Genomic DNA, 26,576 nt, shown 5'->3' on the forward strand with positions numbered 1-26,576 from the left:
ATCTCAGTAAAGGGGATAAACGATAAGTATCGCAGATCCCCGCTGGATGGTCATGCTCCATCGGTGCTTTGCGCGTCAATCGCCGCCATAAACCGTTCGGTAATTTGCTGTGGACGGGTGATCGCGCCGCCGACGACAACCGTATGCGCGCCCAGCGCCAGACACCTGGCCGCACGCTCGGGCGTATCCACGTTGCCTTCAGCCACCACGGGAATCGTGACGGCCGCCAGCACCGCCTTGAGGAACGTACAGTCATTTTCCGGCAGAGCATGGCCCGCGGTGTCCGCCGTATAGCCATAAAGCGTGGTGCCGACGCAATCAAAACCTAACGCCTGCGCCGTTACGGCTTCCTCTGTTGAGGAAATATCCGCCATCAGCAATACCGTGGGGTAGCGTGCGCGGATACGCGTGACCAGGGCTTCCAGCGATTCACCGCCGGGGCGTGCCCGCGCCGTCGCATCAAGCGCGATGATCTCCGGAGAGACGGTCATAAGCTCATCCACCTCTTTCATCGTCGCGGTGATAAACACCTCGCTGTTGGCATAATCCCGCTTGATGATGCCGATAACCGGCAACGACACCTGCTGCTTAATGGCCACGATATCCACTACGCTGTTGGCGCGTATGGCGGCGGCTCCGCCCTGCGCCGCTGCCAGCGCCATTCGCGACATAATAAACGGGCTATGCAGGGGTTCGTTTTCCAGCGCCTGACAGGAGACGACCAGTTTTCCCTTCAGGGTATCCAGTACAGTTTTCATTACGATAAGATCTCTTCCACTTCGTTTTTGATAATCGTGACGTGCGGGCCATAGATGACCTGAACACCGTTTCCGCGCACGATAACGCCGCGCGCGCCGGTGGCTTTCAGCGCCGCGTCATTCACTTTGCTGCCGTCTTTTACCGTGACGCGAAGACGCGTGGCACAGCAGTCCACCTCTTCCAGATTCTCTTTTCCGCCTAATCCGGCAATCACCGCCGCGGCGCGATCGCTTTGCGGAAGAGTCACCTCGTCAGACATCGTCTCCTTTTCACGGCCCGGCGTGGCAAAATCAAAGCGGTTAATCAGGTAGCGGAAGGTAAAGTAGTAGAGGAAGAACCACGGCACGCCGACCAGCGGAACGAACATCCAGTGGGTTTTGGCCTCCCCCTGCAAAATGCCGAACAGCACGAAGTCGATAAAACCGCCGGAGAAGGTTTGCCCGATGGTGATATGCAGCATGTGCGCCAGCATGAATGCCAGCCCGTCAAACAGGGCATGGATGACGTACAACACCGGCGCAATAAACAGGAAGGAGAACTCAATGGGCTCGGTGATCCCGGTCAGGAACGAGGTCAACGCCGCTGAAAGTAACAGCCCGGCAACGCGTTTTTTGTTCTCGGGTTTTGCCGTGTGGTACATCGCCAGACACGCTCCGAGCAGGCCAAACATCATCGTAATAAAGCGCCCGGACATGAAGCGTGACGTACCTTCATAGAACTGACGCGTCGCAGGGTCAGCCAGCTGGGCGAAGAAAATTCGCTGTGTGCCTTCAACAAGGTGACCGTTGACCATCTCACTGCCGCCGAGCGCGGTGGTCCAGAACGGCAGATAGAAGATGTGGTGCAGCCCAAACGGGCCCAGCATGCGTAGAATAAAGCCGTACAGCAGCGTCCCCAGATAACCGGTGGCATCCACCAGCCCGCCCAGATCAAAAATCAGTTTCTGAAAATGCGGCCAGACCACGGTCATTGCAGCCCCGACGAGGATCGCCGCCAGGGAGCTGATAATGGGAACAAAACGTGAGCCACCAAAGAACCCGAGAAATTGCGGAAGCGCAATCTTATTAAACCGATGATGAAGCGCGCAGGTTACCAGGCCAATCACCACGCCGCCAAACACGCCAGTTTCCAGTGTCTGAATGCCCAGCGTCATGCCCTGTCCTACTGCTCCCGGGTTCTCGTGCGCCAGCTTGCCGGTGAGGATCAGCAGCGCGTTGATGGTGGCATTCATTACCAGAAATGCGAGTAACGCCGCCAGCCCAGCCGTACCCTTATCACTTTTGGCCAGCCCGACGGCCACTCCAACGGCAAACAGCACCGGGAGGTTCGCAAAGACGATTGAACCTGCGCTGCTCATGATGGTGAAAATCGCCTGTAGCCAGCCCACATCTAAAAACGGATAAGCCGTCAGCGTATTAGGATTCGATAGCGCGCCACCTATTCCCAGCAGCAGACCCGCCGCAGGCAACACGGCGATGGGCAACATGAAAGATTTGCCAAAGCGCTGCGCTTTTTCAAACCATCCGCCCGAAGAAGCCCCACTGAACATTTGCATCATTTTTTCATCCCCCTTTTATGGATGAAAATTTTTACCACATTAATATTTACTAGTGAAAATTATCATCATAAACCAGGAGCCCGATCATACTTTTTCGAAATGACTGGCATCTTTCCCCCGCTTTCCGCCACACTAGGCGCAGAGAAACGCATTAAGGACGTGGCATGTCGGATCATGAAAACCTGCTGCTGAAGCTCCGCCAGGAGGCTTCCGGGTACAGCCCAACACAACAAAAACTCGGTGAGTTTGTCCTCAGCGATCCTGCCCGGGTGCTCTACCTGACGATCACCGAGCTGGCCCGCGAAAGCCATACCAGCGAGGCCAGCGTCACGCGTCTTTGCCGCACGCTGGGCTGCAAGGGCTATAACGAATTTAAGATGGCGCTTGCGCTGGATATTCAGCAGTGCCAGCCCGCGCGTCAGGCCGGGGACGAAATTGATAACGTCGTGGAGGAATCGGTGCAGGCTTTGCAGGATACCGCCCGACTCCTCGACCGCGCGCTGCTGGAAAAGGCCGCGCTGGCGCTGCATCAGGCACAGTCCGTGCAGATTTACGGCGTTGCGGCCAGCGCCATACTCGGGGAGTATCTGCACTATAAGCTGCTGCGGCTGGGCAAACCGGCGCAGCTGTTTAGCGATATGCACCGCGCGGCCATGAATGCGACCACGCTTTCAAAAGAGACCCTGGTGGTGGCCATCTCCAGCTCCGGTTCAACGCGGGATTTGCTTCACGTGGTGAAACTGGCCCGCAAGCGCGGCGTTACGGTGCTGGCGCTCAGCAATACGCCACGTAGCCCGCTGGCATCACTGAGCGATATGCAGCTGGTGGCCGCCAAACCGGAGGGACCACTGAGCGCAGGCGCGCTCAATGCTAAGGTTGGGGTTATGCTGCTGGTTGAGCTGCTGACCACATCCATGATTGCGCTGGACAGTCATTACGGGGACGTTAGCCAGCAAACCGCCAGCGCCACGCTTCCTCTGTTACTCTGAAAACCCTTCGCAGGCTAAATAAAATAGCCTGCGGTTAATATCATCTGATTTGCGTTAAGCTCTATTTAAATGATTTATCCGGTAAATGTTTGGTGTAACAAAATATTATATTAATTACATTTTGAATTATGCTTAACACGCTGACACAACCATTTAAATCACCTTAAAATCAAATAATTAAAATATAATCATTAATAAATTGAATTTTTATCCCAGCCGCAATGTCAAATATCTCCACCTGATTTCCTTTCCTTAAAATAAGCTTAAGAGGCCGTCGGTTTCGGCGTTTTATTATTTAAATGCCGTTTACTTTTGCACGCCTACAATCCGCCTCATCAATCATAATGAGACGGTATTAATGAAGATGTTAATGATTACAGGCGTGACGGGGTTTCTGGGTGGTGCAGTACTGGAGAAAGTTCTGGCCAGCGATCAAGCTGTAAAACTCCTTTTGCTCGCGCGAGCCGGCGATGCGCAGAGCGGGCTGGAGCGGGTGCTGGAGAACATGCGCAAGTTTAACGTTCCTGAGGACAAACTGGCCTCCCTGAGTATAGAGAATATCCTTATTGGCGATCTCAGCCAGCCGGAAGCCTTCCTGAACGATCCGCGTCTGGATCAGGTCACACATGTCGTTAACTGTGCGGCCGTTGCCTCATTCGGAAATAACCCGCTGATCTGGAAGGTCAACGTAGAAGGTACTCTGGCGCTGGCGCGCCGCATGGAGCAGGTTTCAACGCTACAGCGTTTCCTCCACGTCGGCACGGCTATGTCATGCACGCCTGAGCAGGATTCCCTGGTCGCCGAAAGCGCTGAATTCAGAGAGAATGCTGAACATCTGGTGGAATACACCTGGTCGAAGTCAACCATCGAACAGCTGATGCGCCAGGCATGTCCAGACCTGCCGCTGCTGATTGCCCGTCCGTCCATCGTTGTCGGCCATACCCGCCACGGCTGCACGCCATCGAGCAGCATTTTCTGGGTCTTTAGCATGGGTCTGATGCTGCAGAAGTTTATGTGCTCCATGGAAGACCGAATCGACGTTGTTCCGGTGGACTACTGTGCCGATGCGCTGTTGATGCTGCTTCACAGCAATGCTCGTCCGGGAGAAGTCGTGCATATTTCGGCGGGTGAAGAGAACAGCGTTCGCTTTGCGGATATTGATAATGCGATGGCGCAGGCGCTGGAGAAAGCCCCCGTGGGTGATAAATATGCGCAGGTCAGCTACGAAACGCTGGTCAGAATGCGCCGCGAGCTGAAGGACATTTTTGGCCCGTGCAATGAACGTCTGATGCTTAAAGCCATGCGGTTATACGGTGCGTTCGCCACGCTTAACGTGCGCTTTAGCAACGACAAGCTGCTGAGCATGGGGATGCCGAAGCCACCCCGGTTTACGGATTATATCGCCCGCTGCGTGCAAACCACCCGGGGGCTGAGCATACCGGAACAAATGGCGGTCGACTTCAAATAGACAAAAAAAATGCCAGTCATTCGACTGGCATTTTCATATTAAGGCTTAAGCAATTATGCCTGGCCTTTGATCTCTTTACGGCCGTTGTATGGTGCTTTTTCGCCCAGCGCTTCTTCGATACGAATCAGCTGGTTGTATTTAGCAACACGGTCAGAACGGCTCATAGAACCGGTTTTGATCTGGCCTGCAGCGGTACCCACAGCCAGGTCGGCAATGGTAGCGTCTTCAGTTTCGCCAGAACGGTGAGAGATAACAGCGGTGTAGCCAGCGTCTTTCGCCATTTTGATCGCAGCCAGAGTTTCGGTCAGAGAACCGATCTGGTTGAATTTGATCAGGATGGAGTTAACGATGCCTTTCTCGATGCCTTCTTTCAGGATCTTGGTGTTGGTTACGAACAGGTCGTCACCAACCAGCTGGATTTTGTCGCCCAGTACTTTGGTCTGGTATGCGAAACCAGTCCAGTCAGACTCGTCCAGACCGTCTTCGATAGACACGATTGGGTACTGTTTGGTCAGGTCTTCCAGGAAGTGAGTGAACTCTTCGGAGGTGAACGCTTTGTTACCTTCGCCAGCCAGAACGTATTTACCGTCTTTGTAGAATTCAGATGCTGCACAGTCCATCGCCAGGGTGATGTCTTTGCCCAGCTCGTAGCCAGCCGCTTTTACCGCTTCAGCGATAACAGCCAGGGCTTCTGCGTTAGAACCCAGGTTTGGCGCATAGCCACCTTCGTCACCCACAGCGGTGTTCATGCCTTTCGCTTTCAGCACTTTCGCCAGGTTGTGGAATACTTCAGAACCCATACGAACCGCTTCTTTCAGGGATTTCGCGCCAACTGGCTGAATCATGAATTCCTGAATATCAACGTTGTTGTCTGCGTGCTCGCCACCGTTGATGATGTTCATCATTGGTACTGGCATGGAGTATTTGCCTGGGGTGCCGTTCAGTTCAGCGATGTGCTCGAACAGTGGCATACCTTTCGCTGCTGCAGCCGCTTTGGCGTTCGCCAGGGAAACCGCCAGAATGGCGTTTGCACCGAAGTTAGATTTGTTTTCAGTACCGTCCAGATCGATCATGATCTTGTCGATGCCAGCCTGGTCTTTGGCGTCTTTGCCAATGATTGCCTGAGCAATCGGACCGTTTACAGCGCCAACCGCTTTCAGTACGCCTTTACCCAGGAAGCGAGATTTGTCGCCATCGCGCAGTTCCAGCGCTTCGCGGGAACCGGTAGAAGCACCTGATGGAGCAGCGGCCATACCAACGAAACCACCTTCCAGGTGAACTTCGGCTTCAACGGTCGGGTTACCACGGGAGTCGATGATTTCACGACCGATGACTTTAACGATTTTGGACATTAGATTTTCCTCAGTACAAGTTAAACTAAAACTCCAGACAAACAACGCGTACCAAAGGTACGCGTTGCCGTTCTAACTTTTTTTACTTCGCCTGACGCTTCTGGTAGTCGCTGGCGGCTTTCACGAAGCCTGCAAACAGCGGATGCCCGTCGCGTGGCGTTGAAGTAAATTCCGGGTGGAACTGGCAGGCAACAAACCATGGATGATTTGGCACTTCGATGATCTCGACTAACTGATCATCCCCGGAGCGGCCCGCAACACGCAGACCCGCAGCTTCAATTTGTTTCAACAACATGTTGTTGACTTCATAGCGGTGACGATGGCGCTCGGTGATGACCGGCTCGCCATACAGCTTGCGAACCACGCTATCGTCAGTCAGCTGGCACGCCTGTGCGCCAAGACGCATGGTGCCACCCAGATCGCTCTTCTCGGTACGGACTTCGACGTTACCTTCTTCGTCACGCCATTCAGTGATAAGCGCCACCACAGGGTACTTACAGTCTGGCACAAATTCCGTAGAGTTCGCGTTTTCCATTCCCGCTACGTTGCGCGCAAATTCGATCAGCGCAACCTGCATACCCAGACAGATGCCGAGGTATGGAATATTGTTTTCACGCGCATAGCGCGCGGTAGCGATCTTGCCTTCTACACCACGGTAGCCGAAGCCGCCAGGGATAAGGATAGCATCCAGATCTTTCAGGATTTCAACGCCACGCGTTTCAACATCCTGTGAATCAATCAGCTTGATGTTCACGGAGACACGGTTCTTCAAACCACCGTGCTTCAGCGCTTCAATCACTGACTTATAGGCATCCGGCAGCTCGATGTACTTGCCGACCATACCGATAGTCACTTCGCCTGCCGGATTGGCTTCTTCGTAAATAACCTGTTCCCATTCAGACAGATTAGCTTCCGGACAGTTCAAGCTGAATCGTTTACAAATATAATCGTCCAGGCCCTGCGATTTCAACAGGCCCGGGATTTTATAAATGGAATCGACATCTTTCATTGAAATAACGGCTTTTTCTGGCACGTTACAGAACAATGCAATTTTCGCACGTTCGTTCGCCGGAACCGCACGGTCAGAACGGCAAACCAGGATGTCTGGCTGAATACCAATGGAGAGCAGTTCTTTTACAGAGTGCTGCGTCGGCTTGGTTTTCACTTCACCTGCAGCGGCCATGTAAGGCACCAGGGTCAGGTGCATGAACAGCGCGTGTTCACGGCCAATGTCTACCGCCAGCTGACGAATCGCTTCCAGGAACGGCAGGGATTCGATGTCACCCACGGTCCCGCCGATTTCAACCAGCACCACGTCGTGGCCTTCGCCACCCGCCACAATGCGTTCTTTGATAGCGTTAGTGATGTGCGGAATAACCTGAACGGTGGCACCCAGGTAGTCACCACGGCGCTCTTTACGCAGAACGTCGGAGTAAATACGGCCCGTCGTGAAGTTGTTACGACGGGTCATTTTGGTGCGGATGAAACGCTCGTAGTGGCCAAGATCCAGATCGGTTTCAGCGCCGTCTTCAGTAACGAACACTTCCCCGTGTTGGATTGGGCTCATGGTGCCCGGATCGACGTTGATGTACGGATCCAGTTTCATCATGGTCACATTGAGGCCACGGGCTTCAAGAATGGCTGCGAGGGAGGCTGCGGCAATGCCTTTACCCAGAGAGGATACGACCCCGCCGGTCACAAAAATATAGTTCGTTGTCATGCTGAACCTGAGAAGTTAGGGTGAAACGATGGAATAACCAGGACGGGAAAGTAGTATACCCGAACACGGCGAGCGCCACAAACTTTCATTCTCCGTCTCCATTCCAGGCCATGACAAACATAAGGAGTGAGAAAATAGCCCCTTTTGGGTAAATGTTTTTGACGCAAATCAAGCGCTTGTCATTTAAAAAATCACACAAATTGCGCTTGATCGCAAAATTCCGTTAGAGATCAGATTCCTGGCGTTTTACTTCCTGCCAGACTTCTTCCATGGCTTCGAGGTCAATTCCGCTCATTTCCAGGCCCCGCGAGGCCACAATCCGCTCGACTTCGCGAAAGCGTCGTTCGAATTTTATGTTCGCTTTTTGCAGGGCGGTTTCCGCTTTTACACCCAGGTGGCGCGAAAGGTTGACGGTCGCAAACAGCAGATCGCCCATCTCCTCTTCGAGCTTCGCTTCATCCACTACCGCCTGCTGCGCTTCGTGCATCACTTCGTCAATCTCTTCGTGCACTTTGTCCAGCACCGGGCCAAGCGAGGTCCAGTCAAAACCGACAGCGGAGCAGCGTTTCTGAATTTTATGCGCGCGCATCAGCGCGGGCAGGCTCATCGGGATGTCATCCAGCGCAGAGTGCTGGGATTTTTCTGCCCGTTCGGCGCTTTTGATTTGCTCCCAGCGGGCCAGCACTTCGGTGCTGTTTCCTGCCGTGGCGTCACCGAAAATATGGGGATGACGGCGCTCCAGCTTGTCGCTGATGGCGGCACAGATATCGTCAAAGTTAAAGCGCCCTTCTTCCTGCGCCATTTGCGCATAGAACACTACCTGGAACAGCAGATCGCCCAGCTCGCCGCGCAGGTCGTCAAAATCTTCACGGGAAATGGCGTCCAGTACCTCGTAGGTCTCTTCAAGGGTGTACGGAGCGATGGTGGCGAAAGTCTGCTCTTTGTCCCACGGGCAGCCGTTTTCCGGGTCACGCAGGCGTTTCATGATGCCGAGCAGGCGGTCGATTTGAGTCATAATCTGTTCCATTAAAAAACAAGCCGGGTGGCGGCAAAGCCTTACCCGGCCTACATAAGAAAGTGCAGTTAACCGCCGTGCAGACGACGCGCGTCAATCACATCCGGCACCTGGTTCAGTTTACCGAGCACGCGGCCCAGCACCTGCAGGTTATAGATTTCGATGGTCATATCGATGGTGGCAAGCTGCTCGCGGGTATCGCTGCGGCTGGCAACACCCAGCACGTTGACCTTCTCGTTGGCAAGAATGGTGGTAATGTCGCGCAACAGACCGCTTCTGTCGTTCGCAGTGACGCGAACCACCAGCGAGTAACCGGCGGAATAGCTCTCGCCCCAGACCGCTTCCACAATGCGCTCCGGTGCGTGAGACTGCAGCTCGGCAAGCTGATCACAGTCGGAACGGTGAATCGAGATCCCGCGCCCCTGAGTGATAAAGCCGACGATGTCGTCACCCGGAATAGGCTGGCAGCAGCGGGCAATGTGGTGCATCAGATTGCCCACGCCCTCGACCACCACGCGACCGTTGTCTTTGCTGCGCTGCTGCGGCGCATAGGTTTTCTGCTGCAGCTGCTTCAGCGCCGCCGCGTCCTGCTCTTCCGCGCTTGGCTTATTAAACTGCGCCTGCAGGAAGTTCACCATCTGATTCAGACGGATATCACCGCCGCCAATGGCCGCTAACAGCTCATCAAGCTCGTTGAAGTTGTAGCGCGGCAGCAGGAATTTCTCCGCCTCTTTCAGGCTTATCCCGATGTGCTCCAGCTCGTCGTCAAGGATCTGGCGACCGGCAAGGATATTCTTGTCACGATCCTGTTTACGGAACCAGGCGTGAATCTTCGAACGCCCGCGGCTGGTGGTGACATACCCCAGGTTTGGGTTAAGCCAGTCCCGGCTCGGGTTGGGCTGCTTCTGGGTAATGATTTCAATCTGGTCGCCCATCTGCAGCTGATAGGTGAACGGTACGATACGTCCGCCAATTTTGGCCCCGATGCAGCGGTGCCCCACATCGCTGTGGATGTGGTAGGCAAAATCGAGCGGCGTAGAGCCGGCCGGCAGGTCGACAACGTCCCCTTTCGGGGTAAAGACATACACCCGGTCGTCAAAGACCTGGCTGCGCACTTCGTCGAGCATCTCGCCGGAGTCGGCCATCTCTTCCTGCCACGCAATCAGCTTACGCAACCAGGCAATACGGTCTTCGTGACCAGAACGCGCTCCACCGGAAGTGCCTTCTTTGTACTTCCAGTGCGCGGCGACGCCCAGCTCAGCGTCTTCGTGCATCTGTTTGGTGCGGATCTGAATCTCGACCGTTTTCCCACCCGGACCAAGCACAACAGTATGGATAGACTGGTAACCGTTCGGTTTGGGGTTAGCGACATAGTCATCGAACTCGTCCGGCAGATGGCGGAAGTGAGTGTGCACTATCCCCAGCGCGGCGTAGCAGTCCTGCAGACGCTCCGCCACGATACGTACGGCGCGCACGTCAAACAGCTCGTCAAAGGCGAGGTGTTTCTTCTGCATTTTGCGCCAGATGCTGTAGATGTGCTTAGGACGGCCGTAGACTTCGGCGCGCACGTTCTCTTCTTTCATCGCCTGGCGTAAACCGCCGACAAAATCCTCAATATAGTGCTCGCGGTCGATACGGCGCTCGTGCAGGAGTTTGGCAATGCGTTTGTATTCCGCCGGGTGCAGGTAACGGAAGCAGTAATCTTCCAGCTCCCATTTGAGCTGACCAATCCCTAAGCGGTTCGCCAGCGGAGCATAGATGTTGGTACACTCTTTGGCCGCCAGCACGCGCTCGTCTTCCGGCGCATCCTTGACCTCGCGCAGGTGGGCAATACGCTCGGCGAGCTTGATGACCACGCAGCGGAAATCATCCACCATGGCCAGCAGCATCCGGCGGACGTTATCGACCTGTTCTGAGGAGACGGCATCAGTATGCGCGGCTTTGAGCTGGCGGATGGCCGCCATATCGCGCACGCCGTGGATCAGCGCGACAACGGATTTTCCGACGCTGTCGCGCAGTACCTCTTCGGTGACCACGTCCGCATCGGCAAGGGGGAAGAGCAGCGCGGCCTGCAGCGTTTCGATGTCCATGTTCAACATGGACAAAATTTCAACCATTTCCACGCCGCGCCACAGCAGAAGATCGGCGTCAGGATGCCCCTGCGTGGTGCGCAGACAATAGGCCCAGGTTTCGGTTAAGCGTTCACACGACTGCTGGCTGGAAATACCCAGACTTGCGATCCATTTTTGTGGGTCAAATTCCCCAGCTTTATTGAGATGTGCACTTCTTACCGCAACCATTGTCCTCTCCTTTAGGGACCTGGGCCTGTCGAAGTCGACAAGCCAAACTCATTATATATGCTCGAACAACACCATGGATTCCAGATGCCCAGTGTGCGGGAACATGTCCATCATTGCCAGACGCTGAATCTGGTAACCCGCGCTGACTAATGCCTCGCTATCTCGGGCAAGCGTTGCCGGGTTACAGGAAACATAGACCACACGCTTTGGCGCGAGTTTAATAATATGCTGCATTACGCCCGGCGCACCTGCACGCGCCGGGTCGAGAAGAATTTTATCAAAGCCCTGCTTAGCCCACGGCTGTTGAGTGACATCTTCCTCAAGATTTTGATGAAAGAATGTCACATTTTGCAAGCCGTTCTGTTGTGCGTTCTCCCGCCCTTTCGCCACCAGCGCCTCGACACCTTCGACGCCCACGACGCTGGCCGCGTTGCGGGCCAGCGGCAGGGTGAAGTTGCCCATTCCGCAGAACAGGTCAAGCACCCGATCGCTTTTCTGAACATCCAGCCACGCCAGCGCTTTCTCGACCATCAGCTGGTTAACGCCATCATTCACCTGAATGAAATCCCGTGGACTGAACGTTAAGCGTAGCCCGTTTGACGCATACCAGGGTGCATCACCGGTAACCTGCTCAAGTATCTCGCTTTGTGGTGCAAGGAAAAGCGCCAGGTCGTGGGAATGCGAAAAGCGTTCCAGTTTTTCGCGGTCTTTTTTCGACAACGGCGCCGTATGGCGCAGCACCATCAGCGGGCCATTGTTTGCCATAACCAGTTCGACATGCCCGAGGTGACGAACGCCGTCCAGCCCGGAGAGGCAGGTGCGCACTTCTGGCAGCAATGCCTCAAGTTGGGGCACCAAAATGGGGCACAGCTTCACGTCAACGATGTCGCTGGATCCGGCCTTGCGAAACCCCATCTCCAGATGCGCCGTTTTTGGCTGATAGCTCAGACTCAGACGTGCACGGCGGCGGTAGCCCCATGGCTCACCGGCAATGACCTCGTTCACTTCATGTTTAAGCAGACGCGCCAGGGCGTTGCTTTTACTTTTTTGCTGTAATTCTGTGCTCGCATGCTGTTGCTGGCAGCCGCCACAGACGCCAAAATGCGCACAGCGAGGCTTCACACGCTCCGGGCTGTCGTTGAGACGACGCTTAACCTGCCCCCGTGCGAACTGACGTTTATCTTCCGTCAGCGTAATTTCTGCTCGTTCTGTTGGCAGTAAACCTGTTATAAACAGAGCCTTACCATTGTGACGCGCCACACCCTGGCCAAACGGATCCAGGTCCGTGGCTTCAACGGTTATGATTTGACGCGTCGTCACGCGTCGCTTTGCAGAGTAGAATTGCGCCATCGCCGGGAATTTTCTCAAATAAACATAATGACCTTAATTGTCCCATAACGGAACGCCATGACCAACTACAGCCTGCGCGCGCGCATGATGATTTTGATCCTCGCCCCCACCGTTCTCATCGGTTTGCTGCTGAGTATCTTTTTTGTGGTGCACCGCTATAACGATTTGCAGCGACAACTGGAAGATGCGGGCGCCAGCATTATCGAACCGCTTGCCGTCTCCAGCGAGTACGGCATGAACCTGCAAAACCGCGAATCCATTGGTCAGTTAATCAGCGTACTCCATCGCCGGCATTCGGACATCGTACGCGCCATTTCCGTTTACGACGAACACAACCGGCTGTTTGTCACCTCGAATTTTCATCTTGACCCGGCGGCGCTGAAGATCCCGGACGGCACGCCCTTCCCGCGCCATCTCACCGTATTGCGGCGCGGCGATATCATGATCCTGCGAACGCCCATCGTGTCGGAAAGCTATTCCCCGGATGAGTCCGCGCAATCCGACGCCAAATCCAGCGATAACATGCTGGGATATGTGGCGCTGGAGCTGGATCTCAAGTCGGTCCGGCTACAGCAGTACAAAGAAATTTTTATCTCTGGCGTGATGATGCTGTTCTGCATCGGCATTGCGCTGATCTTCGGCTGGCGCCTGATGCGCGATGTGACGGGGCCTATCCGTAACATGGTCAACACGGTTGACCGCATCCGCCGGGGACAGCTCGACAGCCGGGTGGAAGGCTTTATGCTGGGCGAGTTGGATATGCTGAAAAACGGCATCAACTCGATGGCGATGTCGCTGGCGGCGTATCACGAAGAGATGCAGCATAACGTGGATCAGGCCACGTCCGACCTGCGCGAAACGCTGGAGCAGATGGAGATCCAGAACGTTGAGCTGGATCTGGCGAAAAAGCGAGCTCAGGAAGCGGCACGTATTAAATCAGAATTCCTTGCCAATATGTCGCACGAACTGCGAACGCCGCTCAATGGCGTGATTGGCTTTACCCGCCTGACCCTGAAAAGCGAGCTGAATCCGACTCAGCGCGATCACCTGCACACCATTGAACGCTCGGCCAACAACCTGCTGGCAATCATCAACGACGTGCTGGACTTCTCCAAGCTGGAAGCGGGCAAGCTTATCCTGGAGAGTATTCCGTTCCCGCTGCGCAGTACGCTTGATGAAGTGGTGACGCTGCTCGCGCACTCATCCCACGATAAAGGCCTTGAGCTGACGCTGAACATTAAAAATGACGTGCCGGATAACGTCATTGGCGATCCGCTGCGCCTGCAGCAGGTCATTACCAACCTCGTCGGGAATGCCATTAAGTTCACTGAAAGCGGCAACATCGACATCCTGGTCGAAAAGCGCTCTATTAGCAGCAACAAGGTGCAGATTGAAGTTCAGATCCGCGATACGGGTATCGGTATTCCGGAGCGGGATCAGTCGCGTCTGTTCCAGGCGTTCCGACAGGCGGATGCCAGTATCTCCCGCCGTCATGGCGGTACTGGCCTGGGTCTGGTGATCACGCAACGACTGGTGAACGAGATGGGGGGCGATATCTCTTTCCACAGCCAGCCGAACCGCGGCTCAACCTTCTGGTTCCATATCAATCTGGATCTCAACCCGAATGTGCTGACCGATGGCCCGGTGACGGACTGCCTGAACGGGAAGCGTCTGGCCTACGTTGAGCCGAACGCGGCGGCAGCGCAGTGTGCGCTCGATATTTTAAGCACCACGCCGCTGGAGGTGATCTACAGCCCCACCTTCTCCGCCCTTGCCGTTGAGCACTACGACATTCTGCTGATGGGCATCCCGGTCACCTTTACCGGCGAACTGACCATGCAGCAGGAGCGGCTGGCGAAAGCCGCGTCGATGACTGACTATCTGCTGCTGGCGCTGCCTTGCCATGCCCAGCTTAATGCCGAAGAGTTGAAAAATGACGGCGCTGCCGCGTGTCTGCTTAAGCCGCTCACCTCGACCCGCCTGCTGCCCGCGCTTACGGAGTATTGCCGTCTTAGCCAGCATGCCCTTCCGCTGATTGACGAAGAGCAAAAACTGCCGATGAGCGTGATGGCGGTAGATGATAATCCGGCCAACCTGAAGCTCATTGGCGCACTGCTTGAAGACCAGGTACAGCATGTTGAACTGTGTACGAGCGGCGCGCAGGCGGTTGAACAGGCTAAGCAGATGCAGTTTGATTTAATCCTGATGGATATTCAGATGCCGGGCATGGATGGCATTCGTGCCTGCGAGCTGATCCACCAGCTGCCGCACCAGCAGCAAACCCCGGTGATTGCGGTCACCGCCCATGCGATGGCTGGCCAGAAAGAGAAGCTGCTGAGCGCCGGGATGAACGATTATCTGGCGAAGCCAATCGATGAAGAGAAACTTCACAACCTGCTGTTACGCTATCAGCCGGGTCATATTGGCGGAACGTACACGGTGTCCAGTGAGCCGGTTGAGCTCAGCGTCAATCAGAACGCGACGTTTGACTGGCAGCTTGCGCTGCGCCAGGCGGCAGGGAAACCCGATTTAGCCCGCGAAATGCTGCAAATGCTGGTCGCGTTTCTGCCGGAAATTCGCAACAAGGTTGAAGAACAACTGGTGGGTGAAAACCCGGAAGAGCTGCTGGAAGCGATCCACAAGCTGCACGGCAGCTGCGGCTACAGTGGTGTGCCGCGGCTGAAAAACCTCTGCCAGTTGCTGGAGCAGCAGTTGCGTGCAGGGACCCCGGAATCAGAGCTTGAACCGGAGTTTCTGGAGTTACTGGATGAAATGGATAATGTGACGCGGGAAGCGATGAAGGTGTTAGGGAACTGAGGTGGGTGCGGCTTGATTTTCCCCTCACCCCGGCCCTCTCCCCAAAGGGGCGAGGGTGTATAAAGTCCCCTCTCCCCTTTGGGGAGAGGGTTAGGGTGAGGGGGGAAACTACATCCCCTGCCCCACTTTCAGCACCGCCGCGATATTCCTTGCGGCCATTCTGACGTTCTCGCTGGCATTTTCCAGCGCGTCTTCCAGCGAGCAGATGCTGTAGATCACGCTGAACACCGCATCAATGCCGTGATCGTGTACTACGCCAACGTCCGCCGTCAGGCTCCCTGCGATGCCGATGACGGGTTTGCTAAAGCGTTTCGCCACTTTCGCCACGCCCACCGGGACTTTGCCGTGGATCGTCTGGCTGTCAATACGCCCTTCCCCCGTGATCACCAGATCCGCATCGGCCACCTGATCGGCCAGATGTAGCGCATCGGTCACAATCTCAATACCCTGGCGCAACTGCGCGCCGCAAAAGGCGTACAGTGCGGCGCCCATGCCACCCGCCGCGCCACCACCTGCCAGGTTCAGCACGTCGATATCCAGATCCCGGGCAATGACTCGCGCATACTGAGCAAGCGCGTTGTCCAGGGTGACAATCATTTCGGGTGTGGCCCCCTTTTGCGGACCAAATATGGCTGACGCCCCCTCCTTTCCGGTCAGGGGATTGGTGACATCGCAGGCGACCTCAATCCGGCACTCCGCCAGACGTTGATCCAGACCACTCAGGTCGATTCGCGCGAGTTTTCCCAGCTCGCGCCCGCCCAGGCCAAGGGACTCTCCACTGGCGTCCAGCAGTTTTGCGCCCAGCGCCTGCACCATTCCGGCTCCGCCGTCATTGGTCGCGCTTCCCCCGATCCCGATGATGATATGCTTAACGCCCGCATCCAGAGCGTGGCGGATAAGTTCCCCCGTGCCCCAGGAGGTCGTTTTCAACGGATCGCGCTGTGCAGGCGCAACCAGCTCCAGACCGCTTGCCGCCGCCATTTCAATAAAGGCGCTTTGCTCGTCACCGGAGATCCCGTAAAACCCTTCCACACGCTCGCCCAGGGGACCGGTCACCGGAACATGCACCATTCGCCCCTGCGTTGCCGCGATCATCGCCTCAACCGTGCCTTCGCCACCGTCCGCAACCGGCAGCTTGACGTAAACCGCCTCGGGAAAGATCTCGCGGAAACCACGCTCTATCGCTGTCGCGACCTCGAGCGCACTTAAGCTTTCCTTATACGAGTCCGGTGCGATAACAATTTTCATAAGCCATCCTTACGCATAGTCGTTACGTTAAGCATACACCACGTAAAGAACCGCCAATGGGAGCGGTCCCAGTACGTTTATCGTACCATGCACGGACGTTTATTGTCGAATGCCCAGTCTGGGATCAGGTACTGCATCGCCATCGCGTCGTCGCGGGCGCCCAGGCCGTGTTTCTGATACAGCTCGTGGGCCTTCATGACCTGGTCCATATCCAGCTCAACGCCTAACCCCGGCGTCGAAGGCACCTGCACCATGCCACCTTTGATCTCAAACGGTGCTTTGGTCAGGCGCTGATTCCCTTCCTGCCAGATCCAGTGCGTATCGATAGCGGTGATCGTACCCGGAGCGGCAGCGGCAACGTGGGTGAACATCGCCAGCGACACATCGAAGTGATTGTTGGAGTGCGAGCCCCAGGTCAGGCCAAACTCATGGCACATCTGCGCCACGCGTACCGACCCCTGCATTGTCCAGAAGTGCGGGTCCGCCAGTGGAATGTCGACAGACTGCAGTGACAGGGTGTGTCCCATCTGACGCCAGTCGGTGGCAATCATATTGGTCGCGGTCGGCAGCCCCGTGGCACGACGGAACTCGGCCATCACTTCCCGGCCAGAGAAACCCTGTTCAGCCCCGCACGGATCCTCCGCATAGGCCAGCACGCCCTTCAGCTGCTTGCCGATGGCGATCGCTTCATTAAGCGACCAGGCACCATTCGGATCCAGCGTCACGCGCGCCTGCGGGAAACGTTTTGCCAGAGCAGTGATGGCTTGCGCCTCTTCCTCCCCGGCCAGCACGCCGCCCTTCAGTTTGAAATCGTTGAAGCCGTATTTTTCGTACGCGGCTTCCGCCAGACGCACTATCGCGTCCGGGGTCATCGCCTCGTCGTGGCGGAGCCGGTACCAGTCGCATTTATCATCCGGCTGGCTCTGATAGGGCAGAGGCGTCAGCTTGCGGTCGCCGACAAAGAACAGATAGCCCAGCATTTCCACTTCGCTGCGCTGCTGACCCTCGCCCAACAGCGAGGCAACGTTAACCCCCAGATGCTGGCCCAGCAGATCCAGCATCGCGGCTTCAATGCCGGTCACCACGTGAATGGTGGTGCGCAGATCGAACGTCTGCAGACCACGACCACCGGCATCGCGGTCGGCAAAGGTGTTGCGCACGGTATTGAGAACATTTTTGTACTCACCCAGTGTTTTGCCCACCACCAGCGGAATGGCCTCTTCCAGCGTTTTGCGGATCTTCTCCCCGCCCGGAATTTCCCCCACGCCGGTATGGCCGGCATTGTCTTTGATAATCACAATATTGCGGGTAAAGAATGGCGCATGCGCGCCACTCAGGTTCATCAACATGCTGTCATGGCCCGCAACCGGTACGATCTGCATGGCGGTGACGACAGGGGTAGAAAAAGTACTCATCGTTCAATCCTTTTATCAGTGACGTCCGAAAACAGGGCGCTTACGGTCAAATGTCCAGCCGGGAATAAGGTACTGCATTGGGCCCGCGTCGTTACGCGCGCCGCCCGGCAATTTTTTATACGCCTCATGAGCTTTGTGGATCTGATCCCAGTCAGGCTCCACGCCCAGACCCGGCGCATCCGGTACGGCAATCTTACCCTGTTTGATTTCCAGCGGATTTTTTGTCAGGCGGGCTTCTCCCTCCTGCCAAATCCAGTGGGTGTCGATGGCGGTCGGGTTACCCGGCGCTGCCGCGCCAACATGGGTAAACATCGCCAGCGAAATATCGAAGTGGTTGTTCGAGTGACAGCCCCAGGTCAGGCCCCACTCATCGCACAGCTGCGCCACGCGCACCGCGCCTGAAAGCGTCCAGAAGTGGGGGTCCGCCAGCGGAATATCGACGGCGTTCAGCATCACCGCATGCCCCATTTCACGCCAGTTGGTGGCGATCATATTGGTCGCCACCGGCAGCCCGGTGGCACGACGAAACTCGGCCATCACTTCACGGCCCGAGAAGCCCTGCTCCGCTCCGCAAGGATCTTCCGCATAGGTCAGGACATCCTGCAGCCCTTTGCACAGACTAATCGCTTCCTCCAGCAGCCATGCGCCGTTCGGGTCAACGGTGATGCGAGCCTCCGGAAAGCGCTTTTTCAGCGTCCGGGCCGTTTCAATCTCCTGCTCGCCGGGCAGCACGCCGCCCTTCAGTTTGAAATCCTTAAAGCCGTAGCGATCTTGCGCGGCCTCGGCCAGACGCACCACGGCCTCCCCGGAGAGCGCCTCCTGGTGGCGCAGGTGATACCAGTCATGGTCGCCCGTGGATCGCGCCAGGTAAGGGAGATCGGTTTTATTGCGATCGCCTACGTAGAACAGATAACCCAGCACCGTCACCGCATCCCGCTGTTTACCCGGCCCCAGCAGCTCGCAAACCGGGACATTCAGCGCCTGGCCCAGCAGATCGAGCAGGGCGGCCTCCAGTGCGGCAACCGCGTTGACGCGCAGTTCGAACGTCCACGCGCCTTTTCCGAATGTGTCAAAGTCTGCCGACTGATTGCCCTTATGCACCCGCTGAACCAGCTTATTCAGACGGCCTACCTGCTGGCCCACCACCTGCGGGATGGCATCGACCAGCGTCTGGTAAATGACCTCACCGCCAGGGGCTTCACCCACGCCGGTATGCCCTGCGCTGTCTTTCAGCACCACGATATTACGGGTAAACCAGGCGTTATGGGCGCCGCCAATATTGAGCAGCATGCTGTCCTGGCCAGCCACCGGGATAACCTTCATCTCCGTGACGATGGGGCTCGATTGCGTTGTCATCAGCCACGCTCCGCAACAGGTTTAAGCTCGACGCGTTTGATATCGCCCACCAGCACCAGATAGCTCAGCACCGCGACCAGCGCATGCACCCCCACATAAATCAGCGCACCGTTGAAAGATCCGGTCGTGCCGACGATGTAACCGATAGCAATTGGCGTAACAATCCCGGAGATATTGCCGAACATATTGAACAGACCGCCGCTCAGGCCGCTGATCTCCTTCGGTGCCGTATCCGCCATCACTGCCCAGCCGAGCGCGCCGATGCCTTTGCCGAAGAAGGCCATCGCCATAAAGCCGATAATCATCCATTCCGCATTCACGTAGTTACAGAACACCATGGTCATGGAGAGCAGCATACCGAGCACAATCGGGGTTTTACGCGCGATGTTCAGTGACCCCGTGCGGCGCATCAGCCAGTCAGAGATCACCCCGCCGAGCACGCCCCCTACGAAGCCGCAGATTGCCGGGACCGAGGCAACAAATCCCGCCTTCAGAATCGACATGCCGCGGGCCTGCACCAGATACACCGGGAACCAGGTGATGAAGAAGTAGGTTAAGGCGTTAATGCAGTACTGACCCAGATAGATCCCGATCATCATCCTGGAGCCAACGAGCTGTTTGATCTGCGCCCATTTCTGGCTGAACGGGACTTTCGCCGTCGCGGCTTTTTGATCCATATTGATCAGCGCGCCACCTTCTGCGATGTACTCCAGCTCTTTTTTATTCACGCCAGGGTGCTGGTTGGGTTCGTGGATCACTTTCAGCCAGACAAAGCTGATGATGATCCCCAGTCCGCCCATAAAGAAGAACACGTGCGACCAGCCCACCTCATGCGTCAGCCAGCCCATAATGGGGGCAAAGATCACCGTGGCGAAGTACTGTGCAGAGTTGAAAATCGCTACCGCCGTTCCCCTCTCCTGCGCCGGGAACCAGGCGGCCACAATGCGGCTGTTGCCGGGGAAAGAAGGAGCTTCCGCTAAGCCCACCAGGAAGCGCAGCGTGAAGAGTGCGACGATGATGCCAAAACCGCTGAACACATCGACGAATCCCTGTAACAGGGTGAAGGCAGACCAGATGAAGATGGACCAGAAATAGACCCGTTTCGAGCCAAAACGGTCCAGCAGCCAGCCGCCTGGAATCTGCCCGATGACGTAGGCCCATGAGAACGCAGAGAAAACGTAACCCATGCCCACGGGATCAAGACCGATGTCTTTCGCCATTTCCGAGCCGGCAATCGACAGCGTGGCGCGGTCACCATAGTTAAAGGATGTGACGATAAACAGCATCACCACTATCCAGTAGCGGGCATTGGTGCGCTTTTCAGCGCGGCTCGCTGCGTGGCTTAATGTACTCATTGTTGCACTCCTGAAACATAGCTTTCGCCAGGTTCATTCTGTACAGCACCGGTAGGGTAATCAGAATGAGATTTATGTTTTGTCGTTTTGGTACGGCCTGCAGCCGTTTTATTGTGACCGGAAAAGTATATGAAGGAGTGACACATTCTCTCACCGTGCAAAAACACAGTATTAAAGGGTGCGAGGGAGGTTGTTTAGGGCATAAGCCCAGAGGAGTGGAAGGTGGTTCACGGAAATGGCGTTTGGTGCGGGGTGTAATGCCGGGTGGCGGCTACGCCTGACCCGGCCAGGAAAACCCGTAGGCCCGCGCAAGCGAAGCGCCGCCTGGCAGAGTGTTATTTGAGAAGTGAGGCCCAGTTCTCCACCCACGGGTTTGATTCACTCTCGGGTTCTGGGTGTTCACCGGCGTCTATCATCAGCATCTCGCCAACGCGCTGGGCGCTCTGCTCCTGGAGGAGCGCATCGAACTGCTTGCCGCCGCCGCAGAAGTTGGCGTACGAGCTGTCGCCGAGGGCAATGATGCCGTAGTGAACGTCAGGCTGATAGCCCAGCTGGTCTTTAATGCCCTGGAACAGCGGCACGATACTGTCCGGCAGATCACCCTGCCCGGTGGTGGAGGTCACCACCAGAATGTATTTATCTTTATATTTTTCCCAGTCCGCCAGCGCCGGGTCTTCATAGACCGTGGCTTTATGGCCCTTGCCTGTCAGGATCGCCTCAGCCTCTTCCGCGACCAGCAGCGAGTTGCCGTACATTGTGCCGACAAAAATGCCTACTTCAGCCATGATATTTTCCCTTTTTGAATACGCTTATTGTTCATCCTGAACGTTGCCTGATACAAACTCAACCCTTTCATTTTCGGGGAGTTGTCCCAGCCAGCCAAACTGTGACAGCGCCTGCATCCAGACGTCATCCAGCCCCGCGCGGATAGTCAGCGGTTCGCCGGTAAACGGGTGCGTCAGGCTGAGCTCGCTGGCGTGTAACATCAGACGGTTGCAGCCAAAATGTTCGGCCGCGCTGCGGTTCTGGCGCAGATCACCGTGTTTGCTGTCGCCAATAATCGGATGACGCAGATGCTTCAGGTGTCGGCGAAGCTGGTGTTTACGCCCGGTTTTCGGCAAAAGCTCCACCAGACTGTAACGCGTGGTGGGAAATTTGCCGGTGGCGACCGGCATGTCGGTGGTCGCCATACCCCGATAATCCGTCACGGCAGGCTGCGGGCCCTTATCATCGCGGGCAAATTTATCGGCGATTTTGTCCAGTTCCTCCACCAGCGGATAGTCCAGGGTGGCGGAGTCGGTCAGCCAGCCACGTACGATGGCGTGGTAGCGTTTCTGGATCTGGTGCTGTTCGAACTGCTGCGCCAGCAGACGCCCTGCTTCGCTGGAAAGCCCCATCAGCAGCACGCCGGAGGTCGGCCTGTCGAGACGATGGGCAGTAAACACATGCTGACCAATCTGGTCGCGCACGGTTTGCATCACCACCACTTTCTCGTCGCGATCCAGCCAGCTTCGGTGCACCAGCCAGCCTGACGGCTTATTCACCGCCACCAGCCATTCATCCTGATAGAGGATCTCAAGCGTCATGCATCTTCACCGGCAAACAGGGCATCCAGTTTTTCCAGTTCGACCAGCATTACGTCGCGCGCAGGGTGCGTCGCCTCCAGCGCCATTTCATAATAGGGAGAAACAGCAAACGCCTGCGGCAACGGGTGTCCGCCTTCAAGCAACGCGTGCATCCGCGGAAGCAAAACCCACTGGAGCCACTCGAAAGGTGCCAGCGTATCCAGGCAGAAGGGCTGGGTGCTCGCGAACGCTTCTGGCTGCGGCGCGGTCTCCTGCCACAGCTGATGTTGGCGCAAAAGGGCTTCGATGGCGTGCAACTGAGCACGAACGCTATCGTGATGCGTCATAGTAACCTCAACTGAAAAAGTGAACGGCGCGCAGCATAGCATTGCGGAAGGCAGAAATAAAAAAAGGGAGCACTGTAAAAACAGTGCTCCCGGTTCGTTTCGCAGCATTCCAGCTACAATTCGTGCTCCCTGCTCATCCGTGACAACTTTTCCTGAAGCCCGAAGGCCTGGTCATCCGTAAACCGATGCATCCTGCACACATCTTCCTGACGTGTCTGTTTCATCCTGAAACGTCCTGGCCTTCCTGACCCACCGACCATCCTGACCGGTTCTCGTTCTCCTTCCTGGAGGTGTCCCTTACGCTTCCTGCGTTATCCACTTGCTTCATCCTGAAGCCTTCCTGCAGCGCCATCCTGACGTGTCCTGTGTAAGAAACGTCATCATCCTGATGTTCGTTTCTTGTGTCGGCGTCCTGTCGACGGAGATAGAATCCGCTATTCCGCTTCGTCTTACAACCCACCCTGTCAGGCGTGTAAGCCGTAAGAAACCGCGAAATCCGAAGCGATGATCCAGTAATTCGTTGAAATACAGCGTAATATTAATCTTAATCGAATAAGGTAATACTGAATGATCCAGCGATCTCTCACAAACCTTGTAAGAGATCTCTCACACGCGGTGTAGCATCATGGATTACAGAAGCGGCTCAAGTCGGGTAAGGAAATCCGCAAGAGAGGGGGCGAGAGTCTCGCGATTGCGGGTGCCGATGGTCTCTTTAACCACTTCTCCGGACAGGTTACAGACGGAGATAACATCCAGTTCGCTGTCGAGTGTGGCGATAAAGAGCGTCGGAGAAAGCTTAAGGCGTTTTTGCGTGACCAGATGACCAATCAGGTTTTCCTGAACACGCTGCAGATCGTCTTCGCTCCAGGTCTGCAACAGCGTCAGCGTCATGTCCGCAAAGCGCGCAGGCATATCCCCTGCAAACTGCGTGGCATAAAACGCATGAACCGCTGGTTGTACCACAATGTCCATTGCCCGTTCAACCGCATTTACATTTTGCTCGCCGGTATTGGGCTTCGGCTGCCAGATCACGTAATCGTCGGGCGAAGAGATAATGCATGGTGAAGGTACACCATATAAATCAGCACTTTGCGGCCACGTACCGTGCTTTTCATGCCAGGCATCGCAATAGCGGGTTGTGAAGGTAGTCAGGGCATTTGCAGTTTCGATGTCCACCGATTTCTCTCTTCTTGTCAGACAGGATAAACTCAGGGCATAAGTGTACCTGTAAAGTGGCTATGAAACATGTCTTACGAAAATCATCAGGCGTTAACCGGCTTAACGCTGGGTAAATCGACCGACTACCGCGATACCTACGATGCCAGCCTGCTGCAGGGCGTACCGCGCAGCCTGAATCGCGATCCGCTGGGTCTGCATGCGGACGCGCTGCCGTTTGTCGGCGGGGATATCTGGACGCTGTACGAACTCTCATGGCTCAACGCCCGTGGGCTACCGCAGGTGGCGGTGGGCCACGTTGAGCTGGATCACGCCAGCCAGAATCTGGTGGAATCCAAAAGCTTCAAGCTCTATCTCAACAGTTTTAACCAGACCAGATTCAACAGCTGGGACGACGTTCAGCACACGCTGGAACGTGATTTAAGCGCCTGTGCGCAGGGCAAGGTAAGCGTTTCACTGTATCGCCTGCACGAGCTGGAAGGGCAGCCGATTGCCCACTTCAACGGGACCTGCATCGACGATCAGGACATCGAGGTGGATAACTATGAATTCAGCGCCGATTACCTCGAAAACGCGGCAAGCGGAAAGGTGGTCGACGAGACGCTGGTCAGCCATCTGCTGAAATCCAACTGCCTGATTACCCACCAGCCTGACTGGGGCTCGGTGCAGATCCAGTATCGCGGCCCGAAAATCGACCGGGAAAAGCTGCTGCGCTATCTGGTGTCGTTCCGCCATCACAACGAATTCCACGAGCAGTGCGTGGAGCGCATCTTCAGCGACATCCAGCGTTTCTGCCAGCCAGAAAAACTGAGCGTGTATGCGCGCTACACCCGCCGTGGTGGTCTGGACATTAACCCGTGGCGGACCAATACCGATTTTGTGCCTGCGACGGGCCGGCTGGTGCGTCAGTAAGATAATTATTTTCACAATATGCGCGGTTTGTTCCGCGCTTTAGGTTGTGAAACGTCACGCGCCAGGGCTATTGTAATCAACAGGGAAAGACGATAATCGTCCCGTAAGGAGCTCACTTGATTACACATATTAGCCCACTTGGCTCAATGGATATGTTGTCGCAGCTGGAAGTGGACATGCTTAAACGCACGGCCAGCAGCGATCTTTATCAACTGTTTCGTAACTGTTCACTTGCCGTACTGAACTCCGGAAGCCTGACAGATAACAGTAAAGAACTGCTGTCCCGCTTCGAAAGCTTTGATATCAACGTGCTGCGCCGCGAGCGTGGTGTGAAGCTTGAAGTCATCAATCCACCGGAAGAGGCCTTCGTCGACGGACGTATCATTCGTTCACTTCAGGCTAACCTGTTTGCCGTGCTGCGCGACATCCTGTTTGTTAACGGGCAGATCCACAACGCCGGCCGCTTCCAGCATCTCGACCTGGAAAGCTCAGTCCATATCACCAACCTGGTGTTCTCCATTTTGCGCAACGCCCGTGCCCTGCACGTTGGCGAAGCACCCAATATGGTCGTCTGCTGGGGCGGCCACTCCATTAACGAAACCGAATATCTCTACGCCCGTCGGGTGGGAACGCAACTCGGCCTGCGTGAACTGAATATCTGTACCGGTTGCGGCCCGGGCGCCATGGAGGCGCCAATGAAAGGTGCCGCGGTGGGGCATGCTCAGCAGCGTTACAAAGAGGGACGCTTTATCGGCATGACCGAGCCGTCCATCATCGCCGCTGAACCACCTAACCCACTGGTTAACGAGCTGATTATCATGCCGGATATCGAGAAACGTCTTGAGGCGTTTGTCCGTATCGCCCACGGCATTATCATCTTCCCGGGCGGCGTAGGAACGGCGGAAGAGCTGCTCTATCTGCTGGGGATCCTGATGAACCCGGCTAACAAAGATCAGGTGCTGCCGCTGATCCTGACCGGGCCAAAAGAGAGCGCCGACTACTTCCGCGTGCTGGACGAGTTTATCGTGCATACGCTGGGCGAAACCGCGCGCCGCCACTATCGCATCATCATTGATGATGCTGCGGAAGTGGCGCGTCAGATGAAAAAAGCGATGCCGCTGGTGAAAGAAAACCGCCGTGATACCGGGGATGCCTACAGCTTTAACTGGTCAATCCGCATTGCGCCGGACCTGCAGATCCCGTTCGAGCCAACGCATGAGAATATGGCAAATCTGAAACTGTATCCGGATCAGCCGGTGGAAGTGCTGGCGGCCGACCTGCGTCGCGCCTTCTCCGGCATTGTGGCGGGTAACGTTAAAGAGGTAGGTATCCGCGCTATCGAGCAGCATGGTCCGTACAAGATCCACGGCGATCCGGAAATGATGCGCCGCATGGACGACATGCTGCAGGGCTTTGTTGCGCAACACCGCATGAAGCTGCCGGGCTCTGCCTATATTCCTTGCTACGAAATCTGCACATAACGCTTAGCAGCGTCTCACCAAAGCCGGGTCGCCCTGTCGCGTATCCCGGCTTTTTTATTACCAAAGCAATTCATATATATCCCTTATGTGATTTACAAAGTTTTCACATACGCAAACGATTACTTCGTTTTTGCGACCGTAAATTATCAGCCTTAATCAAAATTACCTGCCAGAAAATCCTAAAAACCTGCTTCTTTACAGCTAAAGACACCTATATCACGGACCAGTCTTTCAGCCCACATGTCGTTGGTGGTAGCCTTCGCGCCCGTAAATTCTCTTTGATGTTTTTTTAACAGATAAATGGTCTAAAGATGCCCACATCATAAGTGGATTATTGCATTTGGGATCAGGATCACTGATAGATTCATAACTAGAATGTATCTTTCCGCCCGC

Annotated in this window: 20 protein-coding genes; 5 read left to right on the plus strand and 15 right to left on the minus strand. The window is 55.8% G+C overall.

The genetic code is table 11. From position 1 onward, the window contains the following. Positions 1–50: 50 nt before the first annotated feature. The gene (locus C1N69_RS18100; RefSeq protein ID WP_155031646.1) at positions 51–758 is read right to left on the minus strand and encodes an N-acetylmannosamine-6-phosphate 2-epimerase; all 708 of its coding nucleotides are present in this window, start codon (positions 756–758) and stop codon (positions 51–53) included. Continuing rightward, entirely contained in the window at positions 758–2,317 is a 1,560-nt protein-coding gene (locus C1N69_RS18105; protein ID WP_155031647.1) for a maltose/glucose-specific PTS transporter subunit IIC, read from the minus strand. Before C1N69_RS18105 ends, C1N69_RS18100 begins: the two co-directional genes overlap by 1 nt. Positions 2,318–2,481: 164 nt before the next feature. On the opposite strand from C1N69_RS18105, the gene C1N69_RS18110 reads away from it, so the two are divergent. Both C1N69_RS18110 and C1N69_RS18115 read left to right on the plus strand, forming a co-directional pair. Beyond that, positions 2,482–3,306: a MurR/RpiR family transcriptional regulator gene (locus tag C1N69_RS18110; protein ID WP_155031648.1), complete on the plus strand. Its 825-nt coding sequence runs from the start codon at positions 2,482–2,484 to the stop codon at positions 3,304–3,306. A gap of 358 nt (positions 3,307–3,664) precedes the next feature. Continuing rightward, positions 3,665–4,774, plus strand: a complete 1,110-nt coding sequence (locus C1N69_RS18115) for an SDR family oxidoreductase (protein WP_155031649.1) — start codon at positions 3,665–3,667, stop codon at positions 4,772–4,774. Between the two features lie 53 nt (positions 4,775–4,827). Here C1N69_RS18115 and eno read toward each other — a convergent pair whose 3' ends face one another. The 5 genes from eno to rlmD form a co-directional block, all read right to left on the minus strand. Next, positions 4,828–6,126 (minus strand): phosphopyruvate hydratase, encoded by a 1,299-nt coding sequence (gene eno / locus C1N69_RS18120; protein ID WP_025757059.1) that lies wholly within the window; start codon positions 6,124–6,126, stop codon positions 4,828–4,830. Positions 6,127–6,208: 82 nt separating this feature from the next. Next, a complete protein-coding gene (gene pyrG / locus C1N69_RS18125; protein WP_025757058.1) occupies positions 6,209–7,846 on the minus strand; it encodes a glutamine hydrolyzing CTP synthase in 1,638 nt (545 codons plus the stop codon). 223 nt (positions 7,847–8,069) lie between these two features. Then, positions 8,070–8,861, minus strand: coding sequence for a nucleoside triphosphate pyrophosphohydrolase (gene mazG / locus C1N69_RS18130; RefSeq protein ID WP_155031650.1), 792 nt, complete (start codon positions 8,859–8,861; stop codon positions 8,070–8,072). Between the two features lie 68 nt (positions 8,862–8,929). Beyond that, the gene (relA, locus tag C1N69_RS18135; protein WP_155031651.1) at positions 8,930–11,161 is read right to left on the minus strand and encodes a GTP diphosphokinase; all 2,232 of its coding nucleotides are present in this window, start codon (positions 11,159–11,161) and stop codon (positions 8,930–8,932) included. A 51-nt stretch (positions 11,162–11,212) separates the two neighbouring features. After that, complete coding sequence (rlmD, locus tag C1N69_RS18140) at positions 11,213–12,511, minus strand: 23S rRNA (uracil(1939)-C(5))-methyltransferase RlmD (protein WP_155031652.1); 1,299 nt, start codon at positions 12,509–12,511, stop codon at positions 11,213–11,215. Positions 12,512–12,568: 57 nt separating this feature from the next. Between rlmD and barA the strand changes: the two genes are divergently transcribed. Next, a complete protein-coding gene (gene barA / locus C1N69_RS18145; RefSeq protein ID WP_155031653.1) occupies positions 12,569–15,328 on the plus strand; it encodes a two-component sensor histidine kinase BarA in 2,760 nt (919 codons plus the stop codon). Between the two features lie 108 nt (positions 15,329–15,436). Here barA and C1N69_RS18150 read toward each other — a convergent pair whose 3' ends face one another. The 8 genes from C1N69_RS18150 to syd form a co-directional block, all read right to left on the minus strand. Continuing rightward, entirely contained in the window at positions 15,437–16,576 is a 1,140-nt protein-coding gene (locus tag C1N69_RS18150; protein ID WP_155031654.1) for a glycerate kinase, read from the minus strand. A 77-nt stretch (positions 16,577–16,653) separates the two neighbouring features. Continuing rightward, positions 16,654–17,991: a glucarate dehydratase gene (gudD, locus tag C1N69_RS18155; protein ID WP_155031655.1), complete on the minus strand. Its 1,338-nt coding sequence runs from the start codon at positions 17,989–17,991 to the stop codon at positions 16,654–16,656. A 15-nt stretch (positions 17,992–18,006) separates the two neighbouring features. Then, complete coding sequence (locus C1N69_RS18160; RefSeq protein WP_155031656.1) at positions 18,007–19,347, minus strand: enolase C-terminal domain-like protein; 1,341 nt, start codon at positions 19,345–19,347, stop codon at positions 18,007–18,009. Then, a complete protein-coding gene (locus C1N69_RS18165) occupies positions 19,347–20,702 on the minus strand; it encodes an MFS transporter (protein ID WP_155031657.1) in 1,356 nt (451 codons plus the stop codon). The genes C1N69_RS18160 and C1N69_RS18165 overlap by 1 nt, the downstream gene beginning before the upstream one ends. Before the next feature lie 335 nt (positions 20,703–21,037). Next, a complete protein-coding gene (locus tag C1N69_RS18175; RefSeq protein ID WP_155031658.1) occupies positions 21,038–21,487 on the minus strand; it encodes a flavodoxin in 450 nt (149 codons plus the stop codon). A 24-nt stretch (positions 21,488–21,511) separates the two neighbouring features. Beyond that, positions 21,512–22,288, minus strand: a complete 777-nt coding sequence (gene truC, locus C1N69_RS18180) for a tRNA pseudouridine(65) synthase TruC (protein WP_059384984.1) — start codon at positions 22,286–22,288, stop codon at positions 21,512–21,514. Further along, entirely contained in the window at positions 22,285–22,614 is a 330-nt protein-coding gene (locus C1N69_RS18185) for a YqcC family protein (protein ID WP_094918907.1), read from the minus strand. The genes truC and C1N69_RS18185 overlap by 4 nt, the downstream gene beginning before the upstream one ends. Before the next feature lie 630 nt (positions 22,615–23,244). After that, a complete protein-coding gene (gene syd / locus C1N69_RS18190) occupies positions 23,245–23,790 on the minus strand; it encodes a SecY-interacting protein (RefSeq protein ID WP_047959380.1) in 546 nt (181 codons plus the stop codon). A 69-nt stretch (positions 23,791–23,859) separates the two neighbouring features. Here syd and queF point away from each other — a divergent pair, with 69 nt between their 5' ends. Together queF and ppnN are read left to right on the plus strand one after the other, a co-directional pair. Continuing rightward, on the plus strand, positions 23,860–24,702 hold the full coding sequence (gene queF, locus C1N69_RS18195; RefSeq protein WP_095441249.1) for an NADPH-dependent 7-cyano-7-deazaguanine reductase QueF: 843 nt from the start codon (positions 23,860–23,862) through the stop codon (positions 24,700–24,702). A 116-nt stretch (positions 24,703–24,818) separates the two neighbouring features. Continuing rightward, a complete protein-coding gene (ppnN, locus tag C1N69_RS18200; protein ID WP_025757045.1) occupies positions 24,819–26,183 on the plus strand; it encodes a nucleotide 5'-monophosphate nucleosidase PpnN in 1,365 nt (454 codons plus the stop codon). Positions 26,184–26,576 lie beyond the last annotated feature (393 nt).

This window comes from Enterobacter sichuanensis, assembly GCF_009036245.1.
GTDB lineage: Bacteria > Pseudomonadota > Gammaproteobacteria > Enterobacterales > Enterobacteriaceae > Enterobacter > Enterobacter sichuanensis.

What these genes read in the sequence shown, in the direction of transcription:
- C1N69_RS18100 (WP_155031646.1), bottom strand. Translation starts at nt 758, where the DNA reads ATGAAAACTGTACTGGATACCCTGAAGGGAAAACTGGTCGTCTCCTGT.
- C1N69_RS18105 (WP_155031647.1), bottom strand. Translation starts at nt 2,317, where the DNA reads ATGATGCAAATGTTCAGTGGGGCTTCTTCGGGCGGATGGTTTGAAAAA.
- C1N69_RS18110 (WP_155031648.1), top strand. Translation starts at nt 2,482, where the DNA reads ATGTCGGATCATGAAAACCTGCTGCTGAAGCTCCGCCAGGAGGCTTCC.
- C1N69_RS18115 (WP_155031649.1), top strand. Translation starts at nt 3,665, where the DNA reads ATGAAGATGTTAATGATTACAGGCGTGACGGGGTTTCTGGGTGGTGCA.
- eno (WP_025757059.1), bottom strand. Translation starts at nt 6,126, where the DNA reads ATGTCCAAAATCGTTAAAGTCATCGGTCGTGAAATCATCGACTCCCGT.
- pyrG (WP_025757058.1), bottom strand. Translation starts at nt 7,846, where the DNA reads ATGACAACGAACTATATTTTTGTGACCGGCGGGGTCGTATCCTCTCTG.
- mazG (WP_155031650.1), bottom strand. Translation starts at nt 8,861, where the DNA reads ATGACTCAAATCGACCGCCTGCTCGGCATCATGAAACGCCTGCGTGAC.
- relA (WP_155031651.1), bottom strand. Translation starts at nt 11,161, where the DNA reads ATGGTTGCGGTAAGAAGTGCACATCTCAATAAAGCTGGGGAATTTGAC.
- rlmD (WP_155031652.1), bottom strand. Translation starts at nt 12,511, where the DNA reads ATGGCGCAATTCTACTCTGCAAAGCGACGCGTGACGACGCGTCAAATC.
- barA (WP_155031653.1), top strand. Translation starts at nt 12,569, where the DNA reads ATGACCAACTACAGCCTGCGCGCGCGCATGATGATTTTGATCCTCGCC.
- C1N69_RS18150 (WP_155031654.1), bottom strand. Translation starts at nt 16,576, where the DNA reads ATGAAAATTGTTATCGCACCGGACTCGTATAAGGAAAGCTTAAGTGCG.
- gudD (WP_155031655.1), bottom strand. Translation starts at nt 17,991, where the DNA reads ATGAGTACTTTTTCTACCCCTGTCGTCACCGCCATGCAGATCGTACCG.
- C1N69_RS18160 (WP_155031656.1), bottom strand. Translation starts at nt 19,347, where the DNA reads ATGACAACGCAATCGAGCCCCATCGTCACGGAGATGAAGGTTATCCCG.
- C1N69_RS18165 (WP_155031657.1), bottom strand. Translation starts at nt 20,702, where the DNA reads ATGAGTACATTAAGCCACGCAGCGAGCCGCGCTGAAAAGCGCACCAAT.
- C1N69_RS18175 (WP_155031658.1), bottom strand. Translation starts at nt 21,487, where the DNA reads ATGGCTGAAGTAGGCATTTTTGTCGGCACAATGTACGGCAACTCGCTG.
- truC (WP_059384984.1), bottom strand. Translation starts at nt 22,288, where the DNA reads ATGACGCTTGAGATCCTCTATCAGGATGAATGGCTGGTGGCGGTGAAT.
- C1N69_RS18185 (WP_094918907.1), bottom strand. Translation starts at nt 22,614, where the DNA reads ATGACGCATCACGATAGCGTTCGTGCTCAGTTGCACGCCATCGAAGCC.
- queF (WP_095441249.1), top strand. Translation starts at nt 23,860, where the DNA reads ATGTCTTACGAAAATCATCAGGCGTTAACCGGCTTAACGCTGGGTAAA.